Genomic DNA, 26,445 nt, shown 5'->3' on the forward strand with positions numbered 1-26,445 from the left:
GGCGCCGGCGTGCTAAGCTGCGGATCACTTCCGCAGCACACGATCTGTACGGAGGACATTCCAAGCACAGACAGCCACATGACCCTCGCGACCCGCTTCACCACTCGCTACCTCGCCGCGATCCGCTGGTTCATTCCTTCCGAGGTGCGGGCCGACGCCGCCACCCTGACGCGCGCGCAGAACGTGATCAACGCCGTCGTCATGGCCGCCCTCTCCGGGCCCTTCTACGCCTGGACCTACCATGCGCTCGGCTACACCGCGGCAGGCCGGGTCATCCTCACCTGCTGCATCTGCATGTTCAGCGCGCCCTTCCTGCTGCGCCTCACCGGAAGCATCGTCGTCGCGCGCGAAGTTTTTCTCTGCGCGGTCTTCTTCAATTTCAGCTGGCTGACCTACGCGATGGGCGGCGTCTCGGCGCCGACCGCCGGCTGGATGGTGGTGCCGCCGATGGTGGCGCTGTTCCTCGGCGGCTACGCGACCTCGATGTTCTGGCTTGCCCTGACCTGCGCCACGGTGGTGCTCATCTACGCGCTGCCGCTGCTGGGCATCCCGCTGCCGGCACACCCGATCGAGGAGATGCGGCTGCTGTTCCTGCTGTGCGACTTCGGCCTCTACCTCGTCATCGTCCTGTTCGTGTTCCTGTTCGAGCTGACCAGGACCGAGGGCGTCGTCAAGCTCCAGCATGCGCTCGACTTCATCCATGACGCGGCGGTGCGCGATCCGCTGACCGGCGGCGACACCCGGCGCCAGGCGCTCAGGCAGCTCGCGCAACAGCGCGAGGACGGCGCGGTGTTCAGCCTCTGCCTGCTCGAGCTCGATCGCTTCAGGCGCATCGACGCCAGTCACGGCCAGGCCGCAGGCGACGCGGTGCTGCGCGCGGTGGCGCAGTGCGTCGCGCAGCACCTGCCCGAGGGCGGCTCCTTTGGGCGCTACGGCGATGCGCAGATGCTGCTGATCCTGCCCCGGACCACGCAGCAGGAAGCGCTGCTGCTGGCCGAACGCATGCGCCTGGCCGTGCACGGCCTGCGCTTCGGGTCTGCCGCGCCGGAGCTGGCGGTCACGGTCTCGATCGGCGTCGCCCAGCGCGAAGCGGATGAGTCGAGCGGCCAGACCATCGCGCGCGCCGACGAAGCCCTGTACCAGGCGACGTCAAACGGGCACGACCGCGTGCTGGCCTACGGCGACAATCCGGCCCTGCCTGCGCCGGATGCGGAACTGGCGGCGCCCGACCTGTTCGACCATACCCGCATCGACCCGCTGACCGGCCTGCTCAGCCGCCGCGTGCTGCGCGACCGCCTCGGCCACGCCATGGCGCGCGCCCTGCGCAACGGCCGCATGGCCGCCGTGATGGTGCTGGAGGTGGACCAGCTCGGCGACATCCGCGAAGCCTGCGGCAGCGCCGGCGGCGACGCCCTGCTGGCGCAGGTCGCCGCGCAGGTGCGCGACAGCCTGCACGCGGCGGACACGATTGTCCGCTCGGGCGGCCACTCGGGTAGCCAATTCGTCCTCATCCTCGAAGACCTGCGCAGCAGCGAGGGCGCGCGCCAGGTCGCGCACAGCATCCTGGACCGCTTCACCTTCCCGCTGGCCGTGGCCGGGCGCGACTGGCGCGTCACCCTCAGCATCGGCATCGCCATGTACCCGGCGCCGGGCTGCGACATGGACACGCTGCTCGAGCGCGCAGAAAGCGCCATGACGCGCGCCCATCTCGAGGGCGGCAACGGCATCCGGTTGTACGCCATGGACACGGCACGCGGCGTGCCGGCAGGATGAACCCATGACGCCGATCCATGAGGTCATCCACCGCATCCTCTGGGATGTCGACTTCGGCAACGCCGACTTCGTCGTCGGCTACTACGACCGCGTCTACAAGCGCGTCGTGCGCGTCTCCTTCGAGCGCATCCGCCTGGAGCGCGGCCAGCATTTCGGCTTCGAGCTGATCGGCCACGACGGCGAGGCGCGCATGGTGCCGTTTCACCGGGTGCGCGAAGTGCTGAGGAATGGGGTGCCGGTGTGGAGCCGGCCGGTCGCTGAGTGAGTCGCCACGATTCGTAGGGTGGAGTCCCGACTCCACGCGGTGATACGCAGCCACAAGATCAGCGCGCACGAGAGCGGAGCCGGTACGTATCACGCGTGGAGTCAGGACTCCACCCTACGTAGTTGCGCGAGACGTTTCGAGATGCATGCGTCGTACCGCGTGGGCACGGAGTGCCCACCCTACAAAAACCTGAGACGTAGCCACAAGATCAGCGCACACGAAATCGGAGCCGGTGCGTATCACGCGTGGAAGCGCGAGAATCAGCTGATGTAGTTGAACAGCGACAGCCCCGACATCGTCTTGAACGACTTCTGCGCCGCCTCCAGGGTCTGCTGCTGGGTCGCGTACTGCGAGATCGCTTTCACCATGTCCAGGTCCTGCAGCTTCGACAGCGTGGCGTCGTACTGGATGCCGAGGTCGGAGCCGGAGTTGTCGAGGTAGTCGAGTTCCTTCATGCGCGAGCCGACCGAGGCGCGTACCGTCAGGATGTTGTCGAGCGAGGACTTCAGGCCTTCGTGGGCCGTGTTCAGCTTGTTCGACAGCGTGGCCAGGCTGGCCTTGTCTTCGCCGGCCGAGCGCAGGGCGCCTACCAGCGAGGTCAGGGTCGTGAAGATCGATTCCTTTTCGCTCGGCTTGACCTCGAACTTGTCGCCGTTGGCCGGTTCGCCCGTGATCGAGAACGAGGTGCCGTCGAAGGTGATCTGCTTGCCGGCTACGTAGGGTTCGTTGGTCGGCAAGGGGCCGGCCGGCGTGCCGCTGCCGTCGACGACCGAATACGTGGTCACGGCCGGGTTGCCCGTCACCTTGAATTCCAGCGTGTAGTTGTGGCCCGTGAGCTTGGTCGCGTCCGCCACGGAACCGGTGACGGCCACCGCCGTGCCCTGGTTGTTGGCGCCGACCACGGTCTGGTAGCTGCCGTTGCCGGTGCGGTTGTTCTCGAAGATCGAGCTGCCCGAGTCGCTGATCGCGACCGAGCGCGAAGAGCCGACCTGGAGTTTGCGCTGGCCCTGGTCGCCCTGGTAGGTGGCGCCGGTGTCGGTCTGGATGAAGGGCACCGTGGTGCCGCGGTAGCCGGAGAACAGGTAGCCGCCCGAACCGTCGGCGGTGTTGGCTACGCCGAGCAGGTCCTGCATGCGCCCTTCGATCTCGGTGGCGATCATCAGGCGGTCGGCTTTCGACAGCGTGCCGTTGCCGGCCTGGACCACCAGGGTCTGCACATCCATCAGCAGGTCGCCGCTGTCGCTGAGCGCGCCTTCGACCAGCGCCAGCGAGCTGTTCGCGTTCGAGCGGTTGGTCGCGTACTGGTTGTTCAGGGACTTCGACTGCGTCACTTCCAGCGCGCGCGCCGAGGCGATCGGGTCGTCGGCGGCGGTCAGCATGCGCTTGTTGGTCGCCAGCTGGGTCTGGGTGCGCGCCATGCCCGACTGCAGCGTGTTGAGCTGGGTCGTGGCGTTCTCGTAGATGGTCCTGGTGCTGATGCGCATTTTTTATTCTCTCCGCTGAAGCTTAGTGCCCGATCGACAGCAGCGTGTCGAAGATAGTATTGGCGATCTGCATGACCTTGCCGGCGGCCTGGTAGGCCTGCTGGTACTTCAGCAGGTTGGTCGCTTCCTCGTCCAGGTTCACGCCCGACACGTCGGAAGCCGCGCCCTGCACCTGCTTGAGCAGAGCCGCGCCGGCGCTGGCGTTGACCTGCACTTCGCGCGTCTTGTTGCCGACCGCGCTGACGGTCTGGGCAAAGGCCGACTGGTAGGTGGCGCTGCCGCCGTTGAAGATGTTCTTGGTCTGCAGGGCGCCGAGCGCCTGGATGTTGCGGGTGTCGGCGGTGCCGGCCGTGTTGGCGGCAATCGCGAAGCTGTCGCCCTGCTGCGGCACGCCCGACATCGTCAGGCTCACGCCCGAGAAGCTGTAGCTGGCGCCGGCCTTGAACGGCGCGCTGCCGCCCGTGTGGGTGGTGGTGGTGCCGTTCAGGGTCATCGTAATCGTGGCGCCGGCCGGGAAACCGGTCAGCTGGCCGCCGCTCGCGCTGTCGTAGCTCAGCGTCACCGGCAGGGTCGGCGGCGCCGTGAAGTAGCTGCTGCCGACGCTGCCGGCGCTGATCTGGCCCGTGCCCTTGTTGGCGATCGGGGCGCTGGTCGCGATCGGAGTGCCGGCGGCGATCTCGCCGACGTCGGACAGGGCCAGCTGGAAGCCCGAGGCGCCGTTCGCGGTCGGACGCACCAGGTAGTTGTCGCCCGACGCGGCCGTACCCGAGAAGCTGAAGGCGACGCCGTCGATGGTCTGGGTGGTGCCGGCCGCGTTGTACGGATCGATCTTGGTGCGGGTGTTGTCGGACAGGCGGGTCACAAAAAAGCTGCTGCCGTCGGACTCGACCTTGTAGTCGCTGTCGGTCAGTTTCGTCGGATCGGTGACCTGGGCGCCGACCTTGGCCGTACTGGTGCTGGCGTTGTCGACGGCCGCGGCGACATAGCTTGGCGCCTGCACGAAGAAGTTCTTGCCCTGCTGGCTGTTGCTGTCGATGCCCAGCTTGTGCTGGTCGTTGAAGGTCATCGCCATGCCCAGCGCGAGGCGGCCGATCTGGTTCTGCACGCGGTCGAGGGTATTGGTGCGGAACTCCAGCATGCCGCCCAGCTCGCCGCCAGTGAGTGCGTTTTCCGGCAATTGCGTGACTTTGTCGCCGGTCACGTAGCCCACCGTCAGGCGCGTCAGGTCGGTCGGCGTCTTCATCGTCGCCAGCTGGAAGGCCTGCTGGCCGACGACCAGCGGCTGGCCGTTGCCGATCGAGACGTTGAGCGAATTGTTGCTGCCGGCCGTGACGCTGGCCTTGACGTGCTTGTTCAGCTCCATGATGAGCTGGTCGCGCTGGTCGAGCAGGTCGTTCGGCTGGCGCTGCTCGGTCGAGCCATAGGAGCCGATCTTCGAATTGATCTCGGCGATCTGCTTGGCGTAGGTGTTGATCAGGTTGACGTTGGTTTCGATCTGGCTGTTCACGCCCTCGCCGATCTCTTCCAGGCGCGCGTCGATCTGCTGGAAGCTGCCGGCCAGCGTCTCGGCCGAGGACAGCAGGGCCTGGCGCGACGGGATCGAAGCGCCGTTGCCGGTCACGTCCTGCACGGCCGAGAAGAAGTTCTGGATTGCCGGCGACAGGCCGGAGGTGGTGTCGGCCAGCAGGTTGTCGATCTGGCTGACCTGGGCGTAATAGGCGTCCAGCGACGCGGTCGAGGCGGTCGCCGTGCGCACCTGGTTGTTCAGGAAGTCGTCGCTGTAGCGCTTGATCTCGGCGACCTTGGTGCCGGTACCGGTGAACCCGACGCCCGTCTCCATCGCGGTCGACGTGGCCTGGACCACGCCCTGGCGGCTGTAGCCTTCCACGTTGGCGTTGGTGATGTTATGGCCGGTCGTAGCCAGCGCGGTCTGCGCCGCGAACAAGCCACTTTTACCGATGCTGAGGAGGTTTCCGGACATGTCGTTTTCTCTATTTGCTTTGTTCTTCTACGGCAGGTCACGCGAAAACTTGAGCGTTAATTACCGGTCGTTATTTTTACGCCAATGAGTGCTTGATAATCTTCGACAGCTTGGCGCCGTATTGCGGGTCGGTCGCATAGCCGGCGCGCTGCAGGCCGTGCGCGAAGGCCGAGGCGTCGCCGGCGTGGTTCAGCACTTTCTCGTAGCGCGGGTTGTTGGCGATCATGCGCGCGTAATCCTTGAAGGAATCGGCAGGCGTCTCGTAGGAGCGGAAGCGCTCGACCTTCTGGCGCGCGTGGCCGTTCACGTATTCGGTGGTCACGGCGGTGGCGACCTTGCCCTTCCAGTTCGGACCGGCCTTGATGCCGAACAGGTTGTTGGCATTGCTGCCGTCGGCGTTGCGGATCATGCGCTTGCCCCAGCCGGTTTCCAGCGCGGCCTGGCCGAGCATGAATTTGGCCGGCACGCCGGTAACGGCTTCCGCTTCGGCCGCGTGCGAACCGAGCTTTTCCTGGAAGGCGCGCACGTGCGGCGCCTGGGTGCGGCCGCTCGCGCTGATGCCGTTGGTCTGGACGGCGCCCTCGAGGCCCTTCAGCGGACCGGCCTGCTTCTGCAGCAGCGGGATGTCGATCGCGCTGGCCGCACCGTTGGTACCGGCGGCACCATCCGCGCCGCCGATGGCGAGCGCCTTGGCGTCGTTCTGGGCCGACAACTGGCGCACCAGCACGTCGGCCAGGCCCATGCCGCGCTTGGCCATGTTCTGGCTCAGCTGCTGGTCGAGCATGCCGGTAAACATCTTGGTCTGCTGGTTGTCCATCAGGCCGTCGGCCGGCGTGGCGTCGCGCATGCTCTTCATCATCTGGTTGATGAACAGCGCCTCGAACTGCTGGGCCGCGCCGCGGGTCGCCTCGGCCGAGCCGGTCTTGGCCGAGCGCTTCAGGTCGCCGAGGCCCTGGGTGTCGAGCGCAAAGCTGCTGACGACCTTGTTCTGGGATGGGAGCATGGGCGCGTCTTCCTTAGATGATTTCGAGTTCGGCGCGCAGCGAGCCGGCAGCCTTCAGGGCTTGCAGGATGGCGAGCAGGTCTTGTGGCGTCGCGCCGATCGAATTCATGGCTTTCACGACTTCGGCCAGCGAAGCGCCGCCCTTCACCAGGAGCACCTTGCCCGGATCCTTCTTGATTTCGACGCTCGGCGTGGTGGTCACGGCAGTCTGGCCGCGCGAACCCGGCGCCGGCTGGCTGACGTTGGTGTCGGCGCCGATCGTCACCGACAGGTTGCCGTGCGAGATGGCGCAGGTGTCGAGGGTGACGGCCTGGTTCATCACGACGGAACCGGTACGCGCGTTGAGGATCACCTTGGCGGCCGCTGCCGCCGGCTTGACGTCGATGTTTTCCATCAGGCCGATGAAGCTGACGCGCGCATCCGACGAAGCCGGGGTGCGCACGCGGATCACGCGGCCGTCCAGCGCCGTGGCGGTGCCGACGCCGAACTGGTCGTTCAGGGCGCTGACGACGCGGCTGGCGGTGGCGAAGTCGGTCTGGTTGAGTTCCAGGCGGATCTGGTTGTTTTCGCCGAGGTTGGAGGCAACGGCTTTCTCGACGGTGGCGCCCGCCGAAATTTTGCCCACCGAAAGGTGGTTGACCGTGGTCTGCGCGCCGCCTGCCGAAGCACCGGCGCCGCCGACCAGCACGTTACCCTGGGCCATGGCGTACACCTGGCCGTCGGCGCCGTGCAGCGGGGTCATGAGCAAGGTGCCGCCGCGCAGGCTTTTCGCGTTACCGATCGAGGACACCGTGATGTCGATGGTCTGGCCCGGCTGGGCAAAGGCCGGCAGCGAGGTCGTGACCATCACGGCCGCGACGTTTTTCAGCTGCAGCTGGCCGGTCGGCGGCAGGTTGACGCCCTTCTGCTGCAGCATGGCGATGATCGACTGCACCGTGAACGGGGTCTGGCTGGTCTGGTCGCCGGTCCCGTCGAGGCCGACCACGAGGCCGTAACCCGACAACTGGTTCTGGCGCACGCCGGCGATGCTGGCCATGTCCTTCAGGCGCTCGGCATGAGCGGCAGGCATGACGGCAACGAGGGCGGCACAGAGGGTCAGCAGCGGGAAAGCGAAACGCATGATCGGTCCTTGAACTTTAATTAAAACGGCAGCAGCGACTGGAAGAAGCGCGACATCATCGAATTGACTTCGGCGCGGTCGATGCGGCTGTTGGTGCGGTATTCGACACGGGCGTCGGCCACGACCGTCGACGAGACGACGTTGCCGTTCTGGATCGTGTCGGGGCTGACCATGCCCGAGAAGCGGATGAACTCGATGCCCTTGTTCATCGCGACCTGCTTCTCGCCGGCGACGATCAGGTTGCCGTTCGAGAGCACCTCGGTGACGGTCACGCCGATGGTGCCGGTGAAGGCATTGCTGGCGCTCTGGTTGTCGCCGTCGGCGAACTTGATGCCGCCTTCGGTGCCGACGTTCGCGCCCAGCTTCGCCTGCAGCGGACCCGGCAGGGCAAAGTTGGCGCTGCCCGACTTGTTGCCCGAGCTGGTACCCGCCTTGTTGGCCGAGGTCTTCTCGACGATGTTGATCGTCAGGAGGTCGCCGATCTGGCGCGCGCGGCGGTCTTCGAACATCGGACGGTATTTCGCCGCGTTGTAGATGGCGCCGTCGGTCGGCGGGGCGACTTCGGCCAGGGCCGGACGCGCGCTGCGGGTTTCCTGCACGATGGTGCTCGGCGTGACGGCGCAACCGCCCAGAGCGGCCAGGATGAGCGTGAAAAGAAGCGTTTTCATAGCTGGGACAGTTTCTGCAGCATCTGGTCGGAGGTGGTGATCGCCTTGCTGTTGATCTCGTAGGCGCGCTGGGTCTGGATCATGTTGACCATTTCCTCGACCACGTTGACGTTCGAGGTCTCGACGAAACCCTGCATCAGGACGCCGGCGCCGTTGGTGCCCGGGGTGTTCGCGTTCGGGTTGCCCGAGGCGGTCGTTTCCAGGTACAGGTTCTCGCCCTTCGACTCCAGGCCGGCCGGATTCACGAAGGTCATCAATTGCAGGTTGCCGATTTGCGTGGTGGCGGTGCTGCCGGCGACCTTGATCGAGACGGTGCCGTCGCGGCCGACCGTGATCGATTCGGCGTTCGCGGGAACGGTGATCGGCGGCTGCACGGGATAGCCGCTGGAGGTGACCAGGGTGCCGTTGGCATCGGTCTGGAAGGAGCCGTCGCGGGTATAGGCCTGGGTGCCGTCAGGCAGCAGCACAGGGAAGAAACCGGCGCCGTTGACCATCACGTCCTTCGAGTTGCCGGTCTGCTGGGGATTACCCTGGGTGAAGATGCGTTCGGTCGAGACGGCGCGCACACCGGTACCGAGCTGCAGGCCGGACGGCAGGTTGGTTTGCTGCGAGGATTGGGCGCCGGGCTGGCGCACGGTCTGGTACAGCAGGTCCTCGAACACCGCACGCGAACGCTTGAAGCCGTTGGTGCTGACGTTGGCGAGGTTGTTGGTGATGACGTCGAGGTTGGTTTGCTGCGCTTCGAGGCCGGTCTTGGCGATAAACAGCGAACGAATCATGGGTTTCTCCTATTGGCGGCAACCGAAGGCCGCCATCTATAGGAGAATTATGCTGGAGAAACACTTAGTTCAAAGCAAGGATCTGACTGGCTTTCGAGGCGTTATTCTCGGCATTCTTCATCAGGCTCATTTGTGTCTCGAAGGACCTTGCCAGGCCGATCATTGACACCATGGCATCGACGGCATTCACGTTGCTGCCTTCCAGCGCGCCGCCGGCGACGCGCACATTCGCGTCCGGCTGGGCCGGGTTGCCGTCTTTCAGGCGGAACAGGCCGTCGTCGCCGCGTACCAGGTCTTTTTCGGGCGGGTTCACCAGCTTGATGCGGCCCAGGATCACGGGTGCGGCCGGACGCTCGGCGTTCGAGACGGTGGAAATCGTGCCGTCGCCGCCGACCGTCACCGTGACGTCGGGCGGGATCGTGATCGGACCGCCCTCGCCTGCAATCGTCTGGCCGCTCGTCGTGGTCAGTACGCCGTTCGGGCTCATCTGCAAGGCGCCGTTGCGGGTGTAGGCTTCGCTGCCGTCGGCGTTCTGGACGGCGATCCAGCCCGGGCCTTTGATGGCGACGTCGAGGTCGCGGCCGGTCAGCTGGAGCGGGCCGGACGAGAAATCGGCGCCGACCGTGTTGTTGACGACGAAGGTACGCGTCGGCAAGCCTTCGCCCTGCACCGGCACGGCGCGGAAGGTGTCGAGCTGGGCACGGAAACCTGTGGTGTTCAGGTTGGCCATGTTGTTCGAGGTCGTGGCCTGCTGCTCGAGGATGTGCTTGGCGCCGGAGCCGGCGGTGTAGATTAAGCGATCCATTTGTTATTCCCTTGTTCGTGCCGTTTTCAAACGTTTTTGGTGTGCGACCGTTGTACCGCGTGGGCACAGAGTGCCCACCCTACGGTGCGCCGCCGGCGGTGGCAAATGCATGGAACCGTTGTGTAACGTAGGGTGGGCACTCCGTGCCCACGCGTTCACCTTACGAATTAACGCAGGCTCACCAGCGTCTGCAACACCGAATCCTGCGTCTTGATCGTCTGCGCATTCGCCTGGTACACGCGCTGCGCCGTGATCATGTTGACCAATTCCGCCGTCAAATCGACGTTCGAGGTTTCGACGGCCGAGGACTGCATCACGCCGAAGCTGCCCGAATTCGGGGTGCCGACCAGCGGCGTGCCCGAGTTGGCGGATTCGGCCCAGGCGTTGTTGCCGAGCGGCTCGAGACCGTTGGCGTTGGCGAAGTTCGCCAGCACGACCTGGCCCAGCGGCTTCGACTGGCCGTTGCTGTACTGCCCGAGGATGATGCCCTCCTTGCCGATCGAGAAACGCTGCAGGTGGCCGGCCGTGTAGCCGTCCTGGGTCAGCTTCTTGTCGCTGGTCGCGGTACCGTACTGCGTGGTGCCGGTGAAGGCGATTTCCATCGTCTGGGTCGCTTCGGAACCGGTCGACGGGTAGATCGGCAGGTCGAGGCTGAACTTGCCGGCGTTCAGGGTGGTCGCCGCGTTCAGGGCGCCGTTCTCGTCGAAGCGCAGGGTGCCGACCGGAACCGCGGGCACCTTGACCGAGGCCATGATCGCCTTGTCGACCAGGTCCGGCGTGTTGCCCGCGACCTTGGCGGCATCGGTACCGGCGGCCGTGATCGCGGCCTGGGTGGCGGCATCGGCGCCGGCGCCGCCGGCGGCGGTCGAGACCGCGGCCGCGGCGGCGCTGGCGTAGTTGGCCAGCGCGGTGGCGATGGTCGCTGCGACCGGCGGGACGGCCTTGGTGGCCGCATCCCAGGCGGCGCGCGCCGCCGTGGTGGCCGCGTCGTTCTGCGAGCTTTGCGCCACGTTCAGGTTGGTCACTTCGACGCCGTCGTTGGCGGCGTACACGTCCCAGGTGCCGGAACCGTTCTTCACGTAGAAGGTCGACAGCACGTGCGGGTTGCCCAGCGTGTCGTAGACGTCGACCGGCGACTGCTTGTTGTAGCTGTTCGGATCGGTGGCGTCGAACGGGGTCACGGTCGGGGCGGCCACGCGCGAGTCGAGGTTCATCTCGATGCCGACCTTGGTGGTCGAGACCGGCTTCAGATCGGTGGTGCTGATCTGCAGGGGAATCGGTGCGCCGGCCAGGATTTCGCCGCTCACGCCGGTGCCGTAGCCGGTCAGCTTGGCGCCTTGGGCGTTGGTCATGAAGCCGTCCTTGTCGAGCGAGAACTGGCCGTTGCGGGTGTACTGGACCATGCCCGAGGACACGGTACGGAAGAAGCCCTGGCCGTTGATGGCGACGTCGAGCGAGTTGTTCGAGGATTCGATATTGCCTTGCGTGAACTGCTGGGCGATCTGCGAGACCTTGGTGCCGATACCGGCCGTCACGCCGCCGGCGCCGTTCAGCGAGCTGGCGTAGACGTCGGCGAATTGCGCCTGGGCGCCCTTGAAGCCGACCGTGCTGGCGTTGGCGATGTTGTTACCGATGACGTCCAGGGATTTGGCTGCGCCGTTCAAGCCGCTCAGGCCTTGTTGGAAAGACATGTGATTCTCCGAAAAAGATGTGTTGCGGCTTACAGGACTTGATGGATATCGGACAGGCCAATCGAGCCTGCGCCGGCGAGGTTCAGCTTGACGCCGTCCTTCGAATTCGTGCTGACGCTGGCGACCGTGTCGAGGGTCAATGCTTTCACGTCGGTCAGCGGCTGGCCGCCTCTAGTGGCGACGACGCGGAAGCTGTACTTGCCGTCAGCCAGGGTGGCGGCGTCGATCGCGTCGCTGCTGCCGTCCCAGGCCAGCGGCATGGCGCCGGCTTCGGCCGCGCCGAGGTCGATGGTGGCCACGTCCTTGCCGGTGCGCGGGTCGGTGACGACCACCTGCACGTTGTCGGCATCGGTGGCGAGATCCACTCCGAACACCGACTTGCCGCCGCTCAGGGTCAAGGTATTGCCTTCGACCAGCACGCCGTGGCCGATCAGGCTGGTCGCCTGCATCGCCTCGCTCGACTGGTAGCTCGACTTCAGGGTTTCCAGGGTCTCGTTGAGCTTGTTCACGCCGGTCACGGTCTGCAGCTGGGCCAGCTGGCTGGTCACCTGGGCGTTGTCCAGGGGGTTCAGCGGATCCTGGTTCTTCAGCTGCGTGACGAGCAGGGTCATGAACTTGTCGGTGTCGGCTTGCACGCTGTCGGTCGCGGTGGCCGGCTTGGCGTTCATGGTCGACATCAGGTCGGTGATCGAGGTGCCGCCGGCGGCGGAATTGACGGTGGTCATTTTTTACTCGCTTGGATTATTGACCGAGGGTCAGGGTTTTCAGCAGCATGCTTTTCGCCGCGTTCATCGTTTCGACGTTGTTCTGGTAGGAACGCGAAGCCGACAGCATGTTCACCATCTCGTCCACCGGGTTCACGTTCGGCATCGTCACATAGCCCTTTTCGTCGGCCATCGGGTGCTTCGGGTCGTAGACCTGCTTCATCGGCGAGGGATCGTTGACGACTTCCTTCACCTTGACGCCGGTGCCGCCGGTGGTGATCGGGACCGCTTCGAAGACGACCTGCTTGGCGCGGTAGGCTTCGCCCGTGCTCGAGGTGGCGCTGTCGACGTTGGCGAGGTTGCTGGCGACCGTGTTCAGGCGCTGGGCCTGGGCGCTCATGGCCGAGCCGGAGACGTTGAAGATGTTAAAAAGCGACATGATTACTGCCCGTTCTGGATCGCCGCCATCAGGCCGCGGATCTGGTGGTTGATCATCGTGATGCCGGCCTCGTAGCGCAGCGCGTTGTCGGCGAACTGGTTGCGCTCGACGTCCATGTCGACCGTATTGCCGTCGACCGCGCCCTGCACCACGCCGCGGTACAGCACCGGGGTGCCGTCCGGCAGCGCCTTGCCGTCGGCGGCGGGCTGGATGTGGCCTTTGTTGGTTGCCGCCAGAGGATTGGCCGCGCCTGGGCCGGCTTTCGCCAGCGCGCCCTGCATGGCGCTGGCGAAGTCGATGTCGCGCGCCTTGAAGTTCGGCGTGTCGGCGTTGGCGATGTTGGACGCGATCAGTTCCTGGCGCTGGGCTCGCAGGGAGAGCGCGGTTTCGTTGAAGCGTAAGTAGTTGTCGAGTTTGCCGATCATGCCGCCTCCGGGCAGATTTCTTGTTGGGACAGCGTGAATCATACGTTTGGGCAACAAAAGCCAATCGATGGATTAGTACCGGCAATACCCCCCTATTCAAAGTTTCGCTGTGGCATCAACACGCCTAAGATGGCAGCCATTACGAAAGACTAGGCTCGCCATGTTCAAGAATTTCAGGCTGTTCTCCGTCTTGCTGCTGGCCGCGCCGCTGGCATTTGCCCAGGGCGGCGTGCGCCAGGATGGTGCCGCGCTGCGCAAGCTGGCCGAAGGCTATCTGCAGGCGCAAAGTGCCGGCCTGCCCGGCAAGGTGACGGTCAAGATGGGCGCGGTCGACCCGCGCCTGTCGCTGGCCGCCTGCCCGGCGCCGGAAGCCTTCCAGCAGCCGGGCGCCCGCCCCTGGGGCAAGACCACGGTCGGCGTACGCTGCACGGCGCCCGTCTGGACCGTATTTTTACAGGCGCAGGTAAGCGTGGTGGCCGACTACGTCACCGCCGCCGTGCCGCTGGCGCAGGGCCAGGCGATCGACGCGAGCCAGCTGACGACGATGCAGGGCGACATCGCCGCGATGCCGAACGGGATCATCACCGACATGGCGCAGGCGATCGGACGTACCCCGACGGTTTCTCTGCCGGCCGGCACGCCGCTGCGGCTGGACTCGCTGAAGAGCAAACCGGTGGTGCACCAGAATCAGGCGGTGCGCATCGTGTCGCGCGGCGAGAATTTTTCGGTGTCGGGCGAAGGCAAGGCGATCGGCAACGCGAGCGAAGGACAAGTGGTGCAGGTACGCACCCCGCGCGGTGCCATCATCAGCGGCACGGCAAGAATGGGCGGTATTGTCGAGGTGGCATTATAAGCAATGCGCCGGCAAGCAAAAATTGCTTGTGAGTAAGTTATGAAAAAACCTTCTCTGAATAGCGATCTGCGCTAAAGTTTGTGGACGAACAGCCGTTACACACTGCAGATCCCGGAGTTCCTGCTCCGAACCGAGAAGGATAATGCTGTGAAAATTAACGATACCCTCAAGGGCACGCCAGCCCAACAGCTTCAGAACACGACGGCGGCGAACGCCAAGCAGGCTGAAAAGGCCGCTGCCACCGCCGCCCCGACGCAAACGCAGACCGATAGCGTGCGCCTGTCGTCGCAGGCGCAAGCCACCAGCGGCGCCTCGAACGCGAACCAGGTCTTCGATGCCAAGAAAGTTGAACGTATTAAGATGGCAATTGCCGATGGGCAGTTCCAGGTAAATTCCGAAAGGATCGCGGACGGCTTGCTCGATACCGTGCGCGACCTGCTTCACTCACGCAACCGATAACGATCTTCCATGACCCGTCCGAACGCCACCCTCCCCGCAGAACACGAGCGCATCGAAGCGCTGGTGGAATTGATGAAGCAGGAACAGCAATTCCTGGTGGCGGCGGATGCGGACGGACTGGCCGAGCTGACGACGCGCAAGGCCACTTTGGTGCAGGAACTGGCGCAGCTGGCGCGCCAGCGCCATGGCGCCCTCGGCGGCGCCGGATTTGTTTCTTCGGAAGCGGGCATGGAGCCCTGGCTGGCTGCCGCAGGCGATGACGCTTCCCGCGCTGCCTGGACCGCCCTGCTGGCGCTGACCGCCGAAGCCAAGGAACTGAACCGGGTGAACGGCATGCTGATCAACCGGCAAATGGCGCATAACCAGACCGTGCTGAATGCCCTGCGCACCCCGGCGGCGGCGCCGGAAGCGACCTTGTATGGCGCCAAGGGGCAGACGTTTGGCAGTGCGCCGTCGCGGCGCTTCGTGCTGGGCTGATCAATACCCTTCTCTTTGACGACGGCCGCTGATGCGGCCGTCGTCGTTTGTAGGGTGGGCGCCCTGCGCCCACGCGGTACGGACGCGTCCTTTTGCCCGCTGCGGCAAACCGTCGCTCGCGGAATCGACTGGCGGACGCATCGCGAGCGATACCTCCCCGCAACGGACTGGCGGCAAAACACGTAACCGCGTGGGCGCGGGAGCGCCCACCCTACGAAAAGCTGCCGTAACGCAAACTTCACTTACCCAACAAGCCGGACAGTATTCCTGATTGTCATTACCTGACGGAGGAATCCATGTACCGCATCGCATTATCTACCTTGCTGCTCGCCAGCACCCTGCCCGCCCACGCCGACATCGCCGTCACCATCACGCCCGAGCGCGCCAGTCTCGGCAAGCGCGACGAAGTCGTCGTCAACGTCACCCTCACCAATACCGGCGCCGCGCCGGAACGCATCGCCAAAGGCCGCACGCCCTTCGGTCCGGTCGAAGGCGCGCTGTTCGAGATCACGCGCGACGGCCAGCCGGTGCGCTACCTCGGCCGCGAAGTGAAACGGGCGGCGCCGCGCGAGGCCGACATGCTGGTGCTGGCGCCGGGCGAAAGCCGCACCGCGCGGGTCGAGCTGTCGAGCAGCTACGACATGGCCGCGACCGGTTCCTACGCCGTGCGCTACCGCGGCGCGGCGCCGGGGCCTACCCTGCGCACCGGAGACATCACCTCGAACACGGCCGCGCTGTTCATCGAAGTCCGCCTGCCACGCGGCACCAGCACGCCGCTGCTGGCCGCGCCGGAAGGCGCAGCGCCCGGCTATGCCAACTGCTCGAACGCCCAGCAGGACACGATCGCCAGCGCCCTCGCGGCCGGCAGCGCCATGGCAAGCAACGGCCAGGCCTACCTGGCGAGCGGCAAGGAGCCGGGCCGGCGCTACGTGAACTGGTTCGGCGCGCTCGACGCCGGGCGCCAGGGCACCGTCGGCAAGCATTTCGCGGCCATCAAGGATGCCTTCGAAACCAAGCCAATCACGGTCGACTGCGCCTGCGGCGAGGATTATTTCGCCTACGTGTATCCGGCCCAGCCCTACCGGATCTGGGTCTGCAATGCGTTCTGGACGGCGCCCATGACCGGCACCGATTCGAAAGGCGGCACCCTGCTGCACGAGATGAGCCATTTCGACGTCGTAGCCGGCACCGACGACCACGTGTATGGCCAGCAGGGCGCGGCCGAGATGGCGCGCACGGCGCCGGATCGCGCGGTCAACAACGCGGATTCCCATGAATACTTCGGCGAAAATTCGCCGCCGCTGAATTAATGTACCTTGTCTAGACGAGCTAGCACGGCCTTGGGAAGAAATCCAGCGCAGCGTAAAGAAATTGCATCATTGTGACTTTTACGCCATTCGACGCCACAAATTACGCGAATTGCATTGCCCTCGACTTATGAATTCAGCAGTATGTACTCGGGTCTTGTTAAGCCTGGCTTAAGTTTTCCACACGACCCGCATCTCAAAGAAGGGCCATCACGGCCACGACAAACATCATACGGAGAAGACACATGAGCTGGAACAGCATCTGGAAGTCGGCATTCGGTATCGCAGCACTGGGCGTCGCAGTCGGCGCACACGCAGGGTCGAACGGGGTGCAAGTGACCGTGGCCCCTGAAAAGACCATGCACGGCGCAAGCGACGACGTGGTGGTGAAGGTCACCGTCACCAACACCTCGTCCACGCCGCAATACGTGCTCAAGGCGCGCACGCCCTTCGAGGGCCTGTCCGCGCCGCTGTTCGACGTGACGCGCGACGGCGCCAAGGTCGCCTACACCGGCGCCCTGATCAAGCGCGGCAAGCCAAGCCAGGCCGACTACTTCGTGCTGAAACCAGGTGCCTCGCACACGGTGAAGGTCGAGCTGTCCTCGCTGTACGACATGAGCGTCAGCGGCGACTACGCGATCCGCTACCGCACTGCCTCGCCGGACCTGTTCCTCCCCGTCGCCAATGGCCGCGCCCAGGCCGCCGCCGCGGGCGCCGCCGTCGGCGAACTGCAGTCGGACACGGCCTCGTTCTACATCGAAGGCCGCCTGCCGCGCGGCGCCACCTCGGAGATCATGCAGGCGCTGAAGCGTCCGGACGGCGGCGGTACCGTCTCGCCGGCCGGCCTGAGCTACGCCTCCTGCACCGCCTCGCAGCAGACCACGATCGCATCGGCGATCTCGGCCGCGAAGACGATGAGCAACGGTTCGGTCAGCTACATGGCCCAGACCACGATGGGCCCGCGCTACACCAAGTGGTTCGGCACCGTCACCTCGTCCCGCCAGTCCACGGTGAAGTCCCACTTCACCGCGATCAAGGATGCGTTCGACAACAAGAATGTCGTGGTCGACTGCGGCTGCAACCAGAACTACTACGCCTACGTGTACCCGACCCAGCCGTACCGCATCTACGTCTGCAAGGCCTTCTGGTCGGCGCCGATGACGGGCACGGATTCGAAGGGCGGCACCCTGGTGCATGAGATGAGCCACTTCAACGTCGTCGCCGGCACGGATGACCACGTGTATGGCCAGAGCGGCGCCGCCAGCCTGGCGATCAGCAACCCGACCCAGGCCGTCGACAATGCCGACTCGCACGAATACTTCGCCGAGAACACCCCGGCGCTGAACTAAGCGATCGGCCCTAAAAAATCCCGGCAGGCAGATTCGATCTGCCTGCCGGGATTTTTTTCGCCTGCCGGTCTTACTTGATGTTCGAAATAAAGGAAACAGGCCGCGCCGGGAATTCCACCTGCTTGTCGAGCTGCTTCACGTCCGCCACGATCGGGCCCGTGTAGCCGATGTGGTAGTTGTGGCGGCCTTTTGCGAAGGCGTAGGTGTTGGTGATGTCGATCGTGTTCATCAGCATCTTGCCCGGCTCGAGTGGCTGGTAGTCGGCAGCCGTCAGTGCGGCGCGCTTGACCATCTTGCCCGTGTAGGCGACCGGCTTGCCGCCCGCGTCGCGCACGTCGAAGCGGCGGCCCGTCAATTCCTTTTCCGCCGCCAGTTCGCGCGGAATCCAGACCGTCTTCGTGCCCTGGTTGGTGAAGGTCAGTTCCACCAGCACCTTACCTGACGGAGTTTCGATATCAATGCTGTGCTTGACGGACACGGGGGATTCTCCGGCAGCGTTGGCAAAAGTGGGCAGGAAGCTGGCTACGCCGAGCGCGGCCAGCAGGATGAGTCTGCGTTGCATTCTTGGCTCCATGTGCTTATGTACGCCATTGTACGGGACGGTGTCGTAGGGTGGAGTCCCGACTCCACGCGTTTGCGGTGTTTGCATGGAGGTGCAGTCACTGACCACAGTTTACGCGTGGAGTCAGGACTCCGGTGAACCCGTTGTTGAGGCCATTGGCCTCAACAACCCCTACGTGAAACTTTATTTCACTTGATCGTTAGAAATGAAATTTTATTTCACTGAGCCGAAGCCAGGATGGTGACCGCCACCCGCCGATTGCGCGCCCTGCCCGCTTCATCCGTATTCGCCGCCACCGGCTGGTTCGCCGCATGCCCGACGGCCGTCAGGCGCGTTTCAGCTACGCCGCTGTCGATGAACAGCCGCACCACGCTGCTGGCGCGCACGCTCGACAACTCCCAGTTGGAAGCAAACGCAGGATTCGCAATCGGCACATTATCGGTATGCCCTTCGACCTGGATCGCATGCGCATCGTTCTTCAGCAGCGATGCCACTGTGCCCAAGGTCGCGCGTGCTTCCGTGCCGAGCGCCGCCTGCCCTTCCTCGAACAGCACTTTCGCATTGATCTCGACCGTCACCCCGCGCCCGGTCTGGGTCACGCGCACCTGGCCATTCTTGACCAGCGGCGCCAGCGAGGCGTTCAGCTCGCGCGCCAGCGTGTTCAGGCGTTCGCGTTCGCGCCGCATTGCTTCGGCGCGCTTGCGTGCGATCAGGTTCGTGAGGGGAAGCTGTTCGATGGTGGAGCTGGCCTGCGGCACCTCGGGACGGCCGCCGAAAGCGTCGCCCAGCGCATCCGACAGAACTTTATATTTGCCGGTGTTGACCACCGAAATCGCGTACATGACGACGAAAAAGGCGAACAGCAGCGTGATGAAGTCGGCGTAGGAAATCAGCCAGCGCTCGTGGCTTTCGCGCGTGTGGTCTTCGTCGTCGTAGCGCTTGCGGGCCATCTCAGCGCTTCGCCAGCAGGCTCGCCACGCGCTCCTCGACCACGCGCGTATGGTTGCCGCTGGCCAGGTCGTGGAAGACTTCGAGCAGGATTTCGTATTGCGCGACCTGGTCCGAGACGATCGCCTTCAGCTTGTTCCCGACCGGCAGGAAGAACAGGTTGGCCAGGCCGACGCCGTACACGGTCGAGACAAAGGCCACCGCAATGCCGGAACCCAGGCGCGACGGATCGGACAGGTTTTCCATCACGTGGATCAAGCCGAGCACGGCGCCCAGGATGCCGATCGTCGGCGCATAGCCGGCGGCCGATTCCCAGATGCGCGCGGCCTGGCGTTCGGCGAATTCGAAGGCGGTGATTTCCGTTTCCAGCAGGTTGCGCAGCTTTTCCGGCGTAATGCCGTCGACCACCAGGCGCAAGCCCTTCTGGACGAACAGATCCTTGGTGCCCATGTACTGCTCGAGCGAGAGCAGGCCGTCGCGGCGCGCCGTATGGCTCCACAGCGCGATCTCGCGCGAGAGCGGCTGGCGCCTATTTTTCGGAGGGAAAAAGACCCAGCGCAGCATCTGCATGCCGCGCCGGAAACTGCGCGCCTCCGACTGCAGCAGCACGGCCCCGAAGGTGCCGACCACCACGATCGCAAACGCGGCCGGTTGAATGAGGGACGCGAAACGCCCGCCGTCGAGCGTGTGCCCGACGATCAGCCCGGCGAGGGCAAGGGCCAGCCCGATCAGGCTGGCGAAGTCCACAGCTTTTCCTTGAGCGATGCGCGCAGGCGGGCCACGGCCTGGGTGTGAAGCTGGGAGACGCGCGACTCGGACACGCCGAGCACCGCACCGATTTCCTTGAGGTTCAGTTCTTCTTCGTAATACAGACCCATCAGGATCTTTTCGCGCGGCGGCAAGCCGTCGATGGCGTCGATCACGGCCTGGCGGAAGTCGGTGTCGAGCAGCGCGCGCAGCGGGTCGTCCTCGTCCACGGCATAACGGTCGAGGAAACTGTCGTTGCCGTCGTCGTCGTGAAAATCTTCGTAATAGACCAGCTGGTGGCCGCCGCCTTCGAACAGCATTTCCTGGTATTCGGAGAGCGGGATGTCGAGCGACTTGGCGACCTCGGTTTCGGTCGGCGGGCGGCCGAGCTTTTGCTGCAGCGCCGTCATCGCGGTCTCGACCTTCTTCATGGTCTGGCGCGTGCTGCGCGGCATCCAGTCGTTGCTGCGGAGTTCGTCGACCATGGCGCCGCGGATGCGCAGCACGGCATAGGTCTCGAACTGGGCGCCGTGGTTGTCTTCGTAGCGGTTGATGGCGTCCAGCAGGCCCATCATGCCGGCCTGGATCAGGTCGTCGACTTCGACCGAGGGCGGCAGTTTCGCCTTCATCTGGTGCGCCAGGCGCTTCACGAGCGGGGCGTGCTCGGTGAGCAAATGGTTCTTGTCCGCTTTCCCTTTGACGGTATACATGCTTGTGCTTTTTTCTTAGGAACCAAAACGGGCGCCACCACTCCGACGCGCCATGGCAAAACGTCCTGCCAGCGCGCGGAAGGCCACCGAGGCCCCGGCCAGCGGGAAGGCATCCACCACCGAGCGTCCAAGACGCGCGGCGCGATGCAGGTATTCATCCGCCGGCACCGAGCCCATCGACGTCAGCGTTACTGCGAGGTAACGACTTGCTGCTGCCGACATATTATCGTAAACCACTTTTGCTTCGGCTTCGCTTGCCCCGGTGACGAGAATGCCGAACGGACGGCGGCCGAATTCCTGGGCCAGGCGCTTGATCAGGCCATACGCGTTGGTGATCGAGGTGGCGCTGGTCGAGACCTGCACCACGATTTCCGAGTCCGCCAGCTGCGGCACGGCGAAGCTGCCGTCGCGCGTCAGTTCGCCATCGACGATGACGATGCCGCCCTGCTTCTTGACCAGCACGTCGAAGGCTTTCGCCAGGCGCCGCGCTTCGTCGGCATTGCTTGCCGCCTGGCCATCGCGCGCCAGTAGCGCCACGTTGAAACCCTGGGGCGCGGTCTGCACCACCTGGTTCAGCGCGCATTCCTGGCGCGCCACCTGCAGCAGGCTGACGTGGCGTTCCATCTCCAGGCGACGCGCCACGCCGTAGTCGCGTTGGCAGCCGTCCACGATCAGGACTTCGTTGCCGGCCTGGGCCAGCGAAGCGCCCAGGTTGACCAGCATGGCGCCCTTGTCGTCGCTGGGCGTGCTTGACAAGAAGGTGACGATGCGTGGCTGGGGGCCGGCCAGCATCCGGCGCAGGCCTTCGGCCTGGTCGAAATCGAAACTAGCCAAAGCGCACCTCGCGCAGGCTCTCGTCCTGGTGGGCCTTGCCGGTATGGGCCATCATCAGCGGCAGGTCGGCATCGTCGAACTGGTTCGCCGCATCGCGGCGGCTGCGGAAGGCGCGGTCGACCAGCATCGCGCGGTCGGCCAGGTGCAGGTCTTCGGGCACGCGCTGGCCGTTCGAGATGTAATGCAGGTTCAGTTTCTGGCGGATCACGACGTCGAGCACGTTGCCGATCGAGGCGGCTTCGTCCAGCTTGGTCATGATGCAGCCGTGCAGGCCGCTGCCCTGGTAGGCGCGCACGACTTCGGCCAGGGTCTCGTTGGTCGAGGTGGCGTTCAGGCACAGCAGGCGTTTGACGTCGGCGCCGGCGCCGGTCAGCATGGCGACCTGCTCGGCCACCATCTGGTCGCGCTGCGACATGCCGATGGTGTCGATCAGCACGGTGTGCTTGTTGCGCAGTTCTTTCAATGCGATGCGCAGGTCGGCTTCGTCCTTCACCGAGTGCACCATCACGCCGAGGATCTTGCCGTAGATGCGCAGCTGCTCGTGGCCGCCGATACGGTAGGCGTCGGTGGTGATCAGGGCCAGCTTTTCCGGGCCGTGGCGCATCACGCAGCGCGCGGCCAGTTTTGCGGTGGTGGTGGTCTTGCCGACGCCGGTCGGGCCGACCAGCGCGAACACGCCACCCTTATCCAGCAGGTTGTCCTCGTCGGCCATGGTGGTGAGATTGCGCGCCAGCACGGTCTTAATCCAGCGCATCGCTTCCGCGGCGTCCTTGTTGGCAGGCATCTTGTCGATCAGGTAGCGCGACAGCGAAGCCGAGAAACCGGCGGCCAGCATCTCGCGCAGCACGGCGGCCTTTTGCGGTTCGCGCTGTTGCGTGCCGCCCCAGGACAGTTCGGCCAGCTGGGATTCCATCATGCCGCGCATGGCGCGCAGTTCGCTCATCATGCCGCTCATCTCTTGCGCGGCGGATTCTTTCGCCTGGGCGATCGCAGCCGTCATCATGGCAGTCATGGCGGACATGTCGAAGGCCGGCTCGGCTTGCGGAGCGCGGCGGTTGGCGTAGCTATGTTCTGGTGCGAACTCGGGTTCCGGCTGGGCGGCGCGGCGTGGTGCGAACGCGGTGACGAATTCCGGCTCCGGCTCGGGGGCGCGGCGGCTGGCATAGATCTGTTCCGGCGTCGGCGCCGGCGCGGCTGCGCGGCGGTTCACGAAGGCAGGGGCTTCCGGCTCGAAGCCGTGCAGGTGGTCGAGACGCGGCGCCGGCTGGGCCATGTCGGAACCCGGCGCAGGGGCGGCCAGGGATGCGACGTCGTCATTGTCCAGCGCGAGGATTTCGACCACGCCATCGACAGGACGGTTCGAGAGGATGACCGCGTCAGGGCCCAGCGCATCGCGCACCTTGCGCAAGGCTTCCCGGGATGTTGGCGCTGTAAATTTCTTCACATTCATCTTATTCTCCGCACTGCTCTAGTCGATTAGTCCCGGCACGCATGAAGCCGGTGTATGGGAGAGATTATTGACGATGCTGTGAAGCAACCATCGGGGGAAAAGGATGGGGAAAAGGGGTTAATTCGATTTCGAAGGGGGAATTGCCCAATTTGCGGGCAAAACGGCCCGCGGATGCGCCCGTAACGCGGGCATGCCCGCCCTACGGTGCACCACTTCCCGTAGCAAGTTCACGAGGCCGTCGTGTAACGTAGGGCGGGCATGCCCGCGGATTTCCGTCGATTAACCCGCGCCAACGAGACTCGTCACCCGAATCGTCTTGGTCTCCGGAATCTCCGAATGCGACAAGACCTTCAAATTCGGCAGCGCCCGGCGCAGGAAGCGCGACAGCAGCACGCGCAACGGCCCCGGCACCAGCAGCACCGGCGTGTGCCCCATCGCCTCCTGCTGCTGCGCCGCATTGTGCGCCTGCTGGGCGATGGTGTCGGCCAGGCCCGGCTCGATGCCGGTGCCGTCGCCACCCGCGCCCAGGGCTTGCATCAGCAGGCGCTCGAGACGATTGTCCAGGGTCATCACGCTCAGTTCATTAGTGCCCGGGAACAGCTGCTGCACGATCGCCCGGCCCAGCGCGATACGCACCAGCGCCGTCAGATCGTTCGCATCCTGCACGCCCGCATGTTCCGACAGGGTCTCGATGATGGTACGCATGTCGCGGATGTGCACGCCCTCGATCAACAGGTTCTGCAGCACCTTCTGCAAGGTCGCCAGCGACACGACCTTCGGCACCAGGTCTTCGACCAGCTTCGGCGTGTCCTTGCCCAGGTGGTCGAGCAGCGCCTGCACTTCCAGGCGGCCCAGCAGTTCCGAGGCGTGGGTCGTGATCAGGTGATTCAAATGGGTCGCCACCACGGTGCCGGCATCGACGACCGTGTAGCCCAGGCTCTGCGCCTCGTCGCGCATGCTGCCCTCGATCCAGACCGCCGGCAGGCCGAAGGCCGGATCGGTGGTCGGCGTGCCCGGCAGCGTGCCGCTGGCCATGCCCGGGTTGATCGCCAGGAACTGGCCGTTGACGGCTTCGCCGCTGCCCACTTCCACGCCCTTCAGGGTGATGCGGTAGGCCGATGGTTTCAATTCCAGGTTGTCGCGGATGTGCACCGGCGGCGCCAGGAATCCGACTTCCTGGGCGAATTTCTTGCGGATGCCTTTGATGCGCTTGAGCAGCTCGCCGCCCTGCGCCTTGTCCACCAGCGGGATCAGGCGGTAGCCCACTTCCAGGCCCAGGGTGTCCACGGGCATGATGTCCTGCCAGGTCGCCTCTTCGGTCTCGCCGGTGGCGGCTTGCTGCGCACCGGCTGCGGCGTCGTTCGCGGCCGCTTCGGCTTCGCGCTGCGGCGCATTTTTCGCGCGCTTGGCCAGCAGGTAGCCGGAACCGCCCAGCACGCCGCCCAGCAGCAGGAACACCAGATTCGGCATGCCCGGGATCAGGCCCATGCCGGCGATGATGCCGCCGGTGATGTACAGCACTTCGGGCTTGGCGAACAGCTGGCCCATCATCTGGCCGCCGATGTCCTGCTCATTGGCCACGCGCGAGACGACCATACCGGCCGCGATCGAGATGATCAGCGAAGGGATCTGCGCCACCAGGCCGTCACCGATGGCCAGCAGCGTATAGGTCTTGGCGGCTTCGCCGGCTGCCATGTCGTGCTGCACGATACCGACGATCAGGCCGCCGATCACGTTGATCAGGGTAACCATGATGCCGGCCACGGCATCGCCCTTGACGTACTTCGAGGCACCGTCCATGGCGCCGTAGAACTCCGCTTCCTGCGCCACTTCGGCGCGGCGCTTGCGCGCTTCCGGCTCGGCGATCATGCCGGCGTTCAGGTCGGCGTCGATCGCCATCTGCTTGCCGGGCATCGCGTCCAGGGCAAAACGCGCGCCGACTTCGGCGATACGGCCCGCACCCTTGGTGACGACGGTAAAGTTGATGATGGTGAGAATAACGAACACGACGATACCGACCGTGTAGTTGCCACCGATCAGGAAGTGACCGAAGGCTTCGATGACTTTACCGGCCGCCGCGCCGCCGGTGTGGCCTTCGGTCAGGACGATACGGGTCGAGGCGACGTTGAGCGACAGGCGCAGCATGGTCGACACCAGCAGGATCGCCGGGAAGGCCATGAAGTCGAGCGGCTTGACCGTGTACAGCGCGGTCAAGAGCACGATCACGGACAGCGCGATATTAAAACTGAAGAACAGGTCGAGGATGAAGGCCGGCAGCGGCAGGATCATCATCGCCAGCAGCAGGATGATCAGGATCGGCGCCGCCAGGGCATTGCCCTTGGCACCGATCGCGCCCATCCAGGCCGGCATTCTCAAACTATTCATTCAACGGCTCCGTTATTCAGGTTTCACTTGCGATGCGGGATTGTGCGGGTCCATCTCCGGCGGCACCGGCAGCTTGGTCGGACGATCCGGATAATGGCCGCCCACCTTGTTGTAGTTGCGCAGCTGGAAGACGTAGGCCAGCACTTCCGCCACCGCCGAGTACAGCTTTTCCGGGATCTCGTCGTCGATTTCCGTGTGCTTGTACAGCGCACGCGCCAGTGCCGGGGCTTCCAGCAGCGCGACCTTGTTTTCGCGCGCCAGTTCACGGATCTTGGCCGCCACCTCGTCGGCGCCCTTGGCGACCACGCGCGGCGCGCCTTGCTGACCGTCGGTGTACTTCAGCGCCACCGCGTAGTGGGTCGGGTTGGTCACCACCACGTCGGCAGTAGGCACATTCTGCATCATGCGGTTACGCGCCATTTGCCGCTGCATCTGGCGAATCTTCCCTTTAATCTGAGGATTGCCGTCCGATTCCTTCGATTCCTGGATCATTTCCTGGCGCGTCATCTTGTGCTTGTTGTTGTAGTGCCAAAGCTGGTACGGGGCATCGATCAGGGCGATCACGCCCAGGGCGCCGACGATGATCAGGAAGGTGTGGGCCATCAGGTCGGCCACGTGGCCGGGACCGGAGCCGACCGGCTCGACGGCCAGGCCGAGCACGGCCTCTTTCTCGCTCATCACGACGGTCCAGGCGACGGCGCCGACCACCACGGTCTTGGCGATCGCCTTCAAGAGTTCGACCAGGGAATTCATGGAAAACAGGTTGCCGATGCCGCTGATCGGGTTCAGCTTCATGAAGTTCGGCATGAAAGCCTTGGAGCTGAAATTGAAGCCGCCGATCGCCATCGGCGCAGCCAGGGCGACCAGCATGATGGCAAAGGCGAGCGGCAGGCAGGCCAGCAGGACGCCGCCGATGTCGTTGGTGATCCGCTCGATGAGGACGGTCGGGTTGTAGACCTGTTCGCGGGTCAGGCTCAGGCCCGATGCAAGCGTGCCAGACAGGCGGCCGGCCAGGCTGCCGCCGGTGATCCAGAGGCCGGCGCCGGCAGTCATCAGGACGGCAAAGGTCGCCAGTTCGCGCGAGCGGGGAACGTCGCCTTCTTCGCGCGCCTTCTCCAGTCTTCTGGGACTTGCGTCTTCTGTCTTTTCTGCGTCGCTGTCTTCCGCCATGCCCCTGCCCCAATTAAATCATTCCAGGACAGAATTATCGCCGCTATTGCTCTACGG

26 protein-coding genes are annotated in these 26,445 nt (G+C 64.9%); 7 read left to right on the forward strand and 19 right to left on the reverse strand.

The genetic code is table 11. The features are described 5' to 3' along the window. Positions 1-78: 78 nt before the first annotated feature. Both ACFPQ5_RS16460 and ACFPQ5_RS16465 read left to right on the forward strand, forming a co-directional pair. Positions 79-1,773 (forward strand): diguanylate cyclase domain-containing protein, encoded by a 1,695-nt coding sequence (locus tag ACFPQ5_RS16460; protein WP_379757936.1) that lies wholly within the window; start codon positions 79-81, stop codon positions 1,771-1,773. Between the two features lie 4 nt (positions 1,774-1,777). Next, positions 1,778-2,038 carry a DUF504 domain-containing protein gene (locus tag ACFPQ5_RS16465; protein ID WP_379757939.1) on the forward strand — a complete coding sequence of 87 codons (261 nt, stop codon included), beginning with the start codon at positions 1,778-1,780 and terminating at the stop codon, positions 2,036-2,038. Positions 2,039-2,298: 260 nt separating this feature from the next. On the opposite strand, the gene flgL is transcribed toward ACFPQ5_RS16465, so the two are convergent. The 11 genes from flgL to flgB form a co-directional block, all read right to left on the reverse strand. After that, the gene (gene flgL, locus ACFPQ5_RS16470; RefSeq protein WP_379757942.1) at positions 2,299-3,522 is read right to left on the reverse strand and encodes a flagellar hook-associated protein FlgL; all 1,224 of its coding nucleotides are present in this window, start codon (positions 3,520-3,522) and stop codon (positions 2,299-2,301) included. A 22-nt stretch (positions 3,523-3,544) separates the two neighbouring features. Further along, positions 3,545-5,503 carry a flagellar hook-associated protein FlgK gene (gene flgK, locus ACFPQ5_RS16475; protein ID WP_379757945.1) on the reverse strand — a complete coding sequence of 653 codons (1,959 nt, stop codon included), beginning with the start codon at positions 5,501-5,503 and terminating at the stop codon, positions 3,545-3,547. Between the two features lie 76 nt (positions 5,504-5,579). Next, positions 5,580-6,506: a flagellar assembly peptidoglycan hydrolase FlgJ gene (gene flgJ, locus ACFPQ5_RS16480; protein WP_379757948.1), complete on the reverse strand. Its 927-nt coding sequence runs from the start codon at positions 6,504-6,506 to the stop codon at positions 5,580-5,582. Positions 6,507-6,519: 13 nt separating this feature from the next. Next, positions 6,520-7,626 carry a flagellar basal body P-ring protein FlgI gene (locus tag ACFPQ5_RS16485; protein WP_379757951.1) on the reverse strand — a complete coding sequence of 369 codons (1,107 nt, stop codon included), beginning with the start codon at positions 7,624-7,626 and terminating at the stop codon, positions 6,520-6,522. A gap of 20 nt (positions 7,627-7,646) precedes the next feature. After that, a complete protein-coding gene (locus tag ACFPQ5_RS16490; protein WP_379757954.1) occupies positions 7,647-8,294 on the reverse strand; it encodes a flagellar basal body L-ring protein FlgH in 648 nt (215 codons plus the stop codon). After that, positions 8,291-9,073 (reverse strand): flagellar basal-body rod protein FlgG, encoded by a 783-nt coding sequence (flgG, locus tag ACFPQ5_RS16495; protein WP_379757957.1) that lies wholly within the window; start codon positions 9,071-9,073, stop codon positions 8,291-8,293. Before flgG ends, ACFPQ5_RS16490 begins: the two co-directional genes overlap by 4 nt. Before the next feature lie 64 nt (positions 9,074-9,137). Beyond that, positions 9,138-9,878 (reverse strand): flagellar basal-body rod protein FlgF, encoded by a 741-nt coding sequence (flgF, locus tag ACFPQ5_RS16500; protein ID WP_379757960.1) that lies wholly within the window; start codon positions 9,876-9,878, stop codon positions 9,138-9,140. Between the two features lie 167 nt (positions 9,879-10,045). Further along, positions 10,046-11,569 carry a flagellar hook protein FlgE gene (locus ACFPQ5_RS16505; protein ID WP_379757963.1) on the reverse strand — a complete coding sequence of 508 codons (1,524 nt, stop codon included), beginning with the start codon at positions 11,567-11,569 and terminating at the stop codon, positions 10,046-10,048. A 29-nt stretch (positions 11,570-11,598) separates the two neighbouring features. Continuing rightward, positions 11,599-12,294, reverse strand: coding sequence for a flagellar hook assembly protein FlgD (locus ACFPQ5_RS16510; protein ID WP_379757966.1), 696 nt, complete (start codon positions 12,292-12,294; stop codon positions 11,599-11,601). A 16-nt stretch (positions 12,295-12,310) separates the two neighbouring features. Further along, on the reverse strand, positions 12,311-12,712 hold the full coding sequence (flgC, locus tag ACFPQ5_RS16515; RefSeq protein WP_379757969.1) for a flagellar basal body rod protein FlgC: 402 nt from the start codon (positions 12,710-12,712) through the stop codon (positions 12,311-12,313). A 2-nt stretch (positions 12,713-12,714) separates the two neighbouring features. Then, positions 12,715-13,137 carry a flagellar basal body rod protein FlgB gene (gene flgB, locus ACFPQ5_RS16520; RefSeq protein WP_379757972.1) on the reverse strand — a complete coding sequence of 141 codons (423 nt, stop codon included), beginning with the start codon at positions 13,135-13,137 and terminating at the stop codon, positions 12,715-12,717. 160 nt (positions 13,138-13,297) lie between these two features. On the opposite strand from flgB, the gene flgA reads away from it, so the two are divergent. From flgA to ACFPQ5_RS16545, 5 genes are all read left to right on the forward strand, one after another. Further along, entirely contained in the window at positions 13,298-13,990 is a 693-nt protein-coding gene (gene flgA / locus ACFPQ5_RS16525; RefSeq protein WP_379757974.1) for a flagellar basal body P-ring formation chaperone FlgA, read from the forward strand. A 147-nt stretch (positions 13,991-14,137) separates the two neighbouring features. Next, the gene (flgM, locus tag ACFPQ5_RS16530) at positions 14,138-14,449 is read left to right on the forward strand and encodes a flagellar biosynthesis anti-sigma factor FlgM (RefSeq protein WP_379757977.1); all 312 of its coding nucleotides are present in this window, start codon (positions 14,138-14,140) and stop codon (positions 14,447-14,449) included. A gap of 9 nt (positions 14,450-14,458) precedes the next feature. After that, positions 14,459-14,926 (forward strand): flagella synthesis protein FlgN, encoded by a 468-nt coding sequence (locus tag ACFPQ5_RS16535; RefSeq protein ID WP_379757980.1) that lies wholly within the window; start codon positions 14,459-14,461, stop codon positions 14,924-14,926. 296 nt (positions 14,927-15,222) lie between these two features. Continuing rightward, the gene (locus ACFPQ5_RS16540) at positions 15,223-16,236 is read left to right on the forward strand and encodes a M35 family metallo-endopeptidase (RefSeq protein ID WP_379757983.1); all 1,014 of its coding nucleotides are present in this window, start codon (positions 15,223-15,225) and stop codon (positions 16,234-16,236) included. A gap of 242 nt (positions 16,237-16,478) precedes the next feature. Continuing rightward, positions 16,479-17,582: a M35 family metalloendopeptidase gene (locus ACFPQ5_RS16545; protein WP_379757986.1), complete on the forward strand. Its 1,104-nt coding sequence runs from the start codon at positions 16,479-16,481 to the stop codon at positions 17,580-17,582. Positions 17,583-17,652: 70 nt separating this feature from the next. On the opposite strand, the gene ACFPQ5_RS16550 is transcribed toward ACFPQ5_RS16545, so the two are convergent. The 8 genes from ACFPQ5_RS16550 to flhB all read right to left on the reverse strand — a co-directional run bounded on the left by ACFPQ5_RS16550 (position 17,653) and on the right by flhB (position 26,388). Continuing rightward, positions 17,653-18,144 (reverse strand): hypothetical protein, encoded by a 492-nt coding sequence (locus tag ACFPQ5_RS16550; RefSeq protein ID WP_379757989.1) that lies wholly within the window; start codon positions 18,142-18,144, stop codon positions 17,653-17,655. Positions 18,145-18,362: 218 nt separating this feature from the next. Continuing rightward, entirely contained in the window at positions 18,363-19,094 is a 732-nt protein-coding gene (gene motD, locus ACFPQ5_RS16555) for a flagellar motor protein MotD (protein WP_379757991.1), read from the reverse strand. 1 nt (position 19,095) lies between these two features. Beyond that, the gene (locus tag ACFPQ5_RS16560; RefSeq protein ID WP_379757994.1) at positions 19,096-19,839 is read right to left on the reverse strand and encodes a flagellar motor protein; all 744 of its coding nucleotides are present in this window, start codon (positions 19,837-19,839) and stop codon (positions 19,096-19,098) included. Next, positions 19,821-20,549, reverse strand: coding sequence for an RNA polymerase sigma factor FliA (locus ACFPQ5_RS16565; protein ID WP_136222436.1), 729 nt, complete (start codon positions 20,547-20,549; stop codon positions 19,821-19,823). Before ACFPQ5_RS16565 ends, ACFPQ5_RS16560 begins: the two co-directional genes overlap by 19 nt. A gap of 15 nt (positions 20,550-20,564) precedes the next feature. Beyond that, entirely contained in the window at positions 20,565-21,383 is an 819-nt protein-coding gene (locus ACFPQ5_RS16570; RefSeq protein ID WP_379757999.1) for a MinD/ParA family ATP-binding protein, read from the reverse strand. Continuing rightward, entirely contained in the window at positions 21,376-22,833 is a 1,458-nt protein-coding gene (gene flhF / locus ACFPQ5_RS16575; protein ID WP_379758002.1) for a flagellar biosynthesis protein FlhF, read from the reverse strand. The genes ACFPQ5_RS16570 and flhF overlap by 8 nt, the downstream gene beginning before the upstream one ends. A gap of 279 nt (positions 22,834-23,112) precedes the next feature. Beyond that, complete coding sequence (flhA, locus tag ACFPQ5_RS16580) at positions 23,113-25,218, reverse strand: flagellar biosynthesis protein FlhA (protein WP_379758005.1); 2,106 nt, start codon at positions 25,216-25,218, stop codon at positions 23,113-23,115. 12 nt (positions 25,219-25,230) lie between these two features. Then, the gene (gene flhB / locus ACFPQ5_RS16585; protein ID WP_379758008.1) at positions 25,231-26,388 is read right to left on the reverse strand and encodes a flagellar biosynthesis protein FlhB; all 1,158 of its coding nucleotides are present in this window, start codon (positions 26,386-26,388) and stop codon (positions 25,231-25,233) included. Positions 26,389-26,445: the final 57 nt, after the last annotated feature.

The organism is Massilia suwonensis (assembly GCF_042655665.1).
Lineage (GTDB): Bacteria > Pseudomonadota > Gammaproteobacteria > Burkholderiales > Burkholderiaceae_D > Telluria > Telluria suwonensis.

What these genes read in the sequence shown, in the direction of transcription:
- ACFPQ5_RS16460 (WP_379757936.1), top strand. Translation starts at nt 79, where the DNA reads ATGACCCTCGCGACCCGCTTCACCACTCGCTACCTCGCCGCGATCCGC.
- ACFPQ5_RS16465 (WP_379757939.1), top strand. Translation starts at nt 1,778, where the DNA reads ATGACGCCGATCCATGAGGTCATCCACCGCATCCTCTGGGATGTCGAC.
- flgL (WP_379757942.1), bottom strand. Translation starts at nt 3,522, where the DNA reads ATGCGCATCAGCACCAGGACCATCTACGAGAACGCCACGACCCAGCTC.
- flgK (WP_379757945.1), bottom strand. Translation starts at nt 5,503, where the DNA reads ATGTCCGGAAACCTCCTCAGCATCGGTAAAAGTGGCTTGTTCGCGGCG.
- flgJ (WP_379757948.1), bottom strand. Translation starts at nt 6,506, where the DNA reads ATGCTCCCATCCCAGAACAAGGTCGTCAGCAGCTTTGCGCTCGACACC.
- ACFPQ5_RS16485 (WP_379757951.1), bottom strand. Translation starts at nt 7,626, where the DNA reads ATGCGTTTCGCTTTCCCGCTGCTGACCCTCTGTGCCGCCCTCGTTGCC.
- ACFPQ5_RS16490 (WP_379757954.1), bottom strand. Translation starts at nt 8,294, where the DNA reads ATGAAAACGCTTCTTTTCACGCTCATCCTGGCCGCTCTGGGCGGTTGC.
- flgG (WP_379757957.1), bottom strand. Translation starts at nt 9,073, where the DNA reads ATGATTCGTTCGCTGTTTATCGCCAAGACCGGCCTCGAAGCGCAGCAA.
- flgF (WP_379757960.1), bottom strand. Translation starts at nt 9,878, where the DNA reads ATGGATCGCTTAATCTACACCGCCGGCTCCGGCGCCAAGCACATCCTC.
- ACFPQ5_RS16505 (WP_379757963.1), bottom strand. Translation starts at nt 11,569, where the DNA reads ATGTCTTTCCAACAAGGCCTGAGCGGCTTGAACGGCGCAGCCAAATCC.
- ACFPQ5_RS16510 (WP_379757966.1), bottom strand. Translation starts at nt 12,294, where the DNA reads ATGACCACCGTCAATTCCGCCGCCGGCGGCACCTCGATCACCGACCTG.
- flgC (WP_379757969.1), bottom strand. Translation starts at nt 12,712, where the DNA reads ATGTCGCTTTTTAACATCTTCAACGTCTCCGGCTCGGCCATGAGCGCC.
- flgB (WP_379757972.1), bottom strand. Translation starts at nt 13,137, where the DNA reads ATGATCGGCAAACTCGACAACTACTTACGCTTCAACGAAACCGCGCTC.
- flgA (WP_379757974.1), top strand. Translation starts at nt 13,298, where the DNA reads ATGTTCAAGAATTTCAGGCTGTTCTCCGTCTTGCTGCTGGCCGCGCCG.
- ACFPQ5_RS16535 (WP_379757980.1), top strand. Translation starts at nt 14,459, where the DNA reads ATGACCCGTCCGAACGCCACCCTCCCCGCAGAACACGAGCGCATCGAA.
- ACFPQ5_RS16540 (WP_379757983.1), top strand. Translation starts at nt 15,223, where the DNA reads ATGTACCGCATCGCATTATCTACCTTGCTGCTCGCCAGCACCCTGCCC.
- ACFPQ5_RS16545 (WP_379757986.1), top strand. Translation starts at nt 16,479, where the DNA reads ATGAGCTGGAACAGCATCTGGAAGTCGGCATTCGGTATCGCAGCACTG.
- ACFPQ5_RS16550 (WP_379757989.1), bottom strand. Translation starts at nt 18,144, where the DNA reads ATGCAACGCAGACTCATCCTGCTGGCCGCGCTCGGCGTAGCCAGCTTC.
- motD (WP_379757991.1), bottom strand. Translation starts at nt 19,094, where the DNA reads ATGGCCCGCAAGCGCTACGACGACGAAGACCACACGCGCGAAAGCCAC.
- ACFPQ5_RS16565 (WP_136222436.1), bottom strand. Translation starts at nt 20,549, where the DNA reads ATGTATACCGTCAAAGGGAAAGCGGACAAGAACCATTTGCTCACCGAG.
- flhF (WP_379758002.1), bottom strand. Translation starts at nt 22,833, where the DNA reads ATGAATGTGAAGAAATTTACAGCGCCAACATCCCGGGAAGCCTTGCGC.
- flhA (WP_379758005.1), bottom strand. Translation starts at nt 25,218, where the DNA reads ATGAATAGTTTGAGAATGCCGGCCTGGATGGGCGCGATCGGTGCCAAG.
- flhB (WP_379758008.1), bottom strand. Translation starts at nt 26,388, where the DNA reads ATGGCGGAAGACAGCGACGCAGAAAAGACAGAAGACGCAAGTCCCAGA.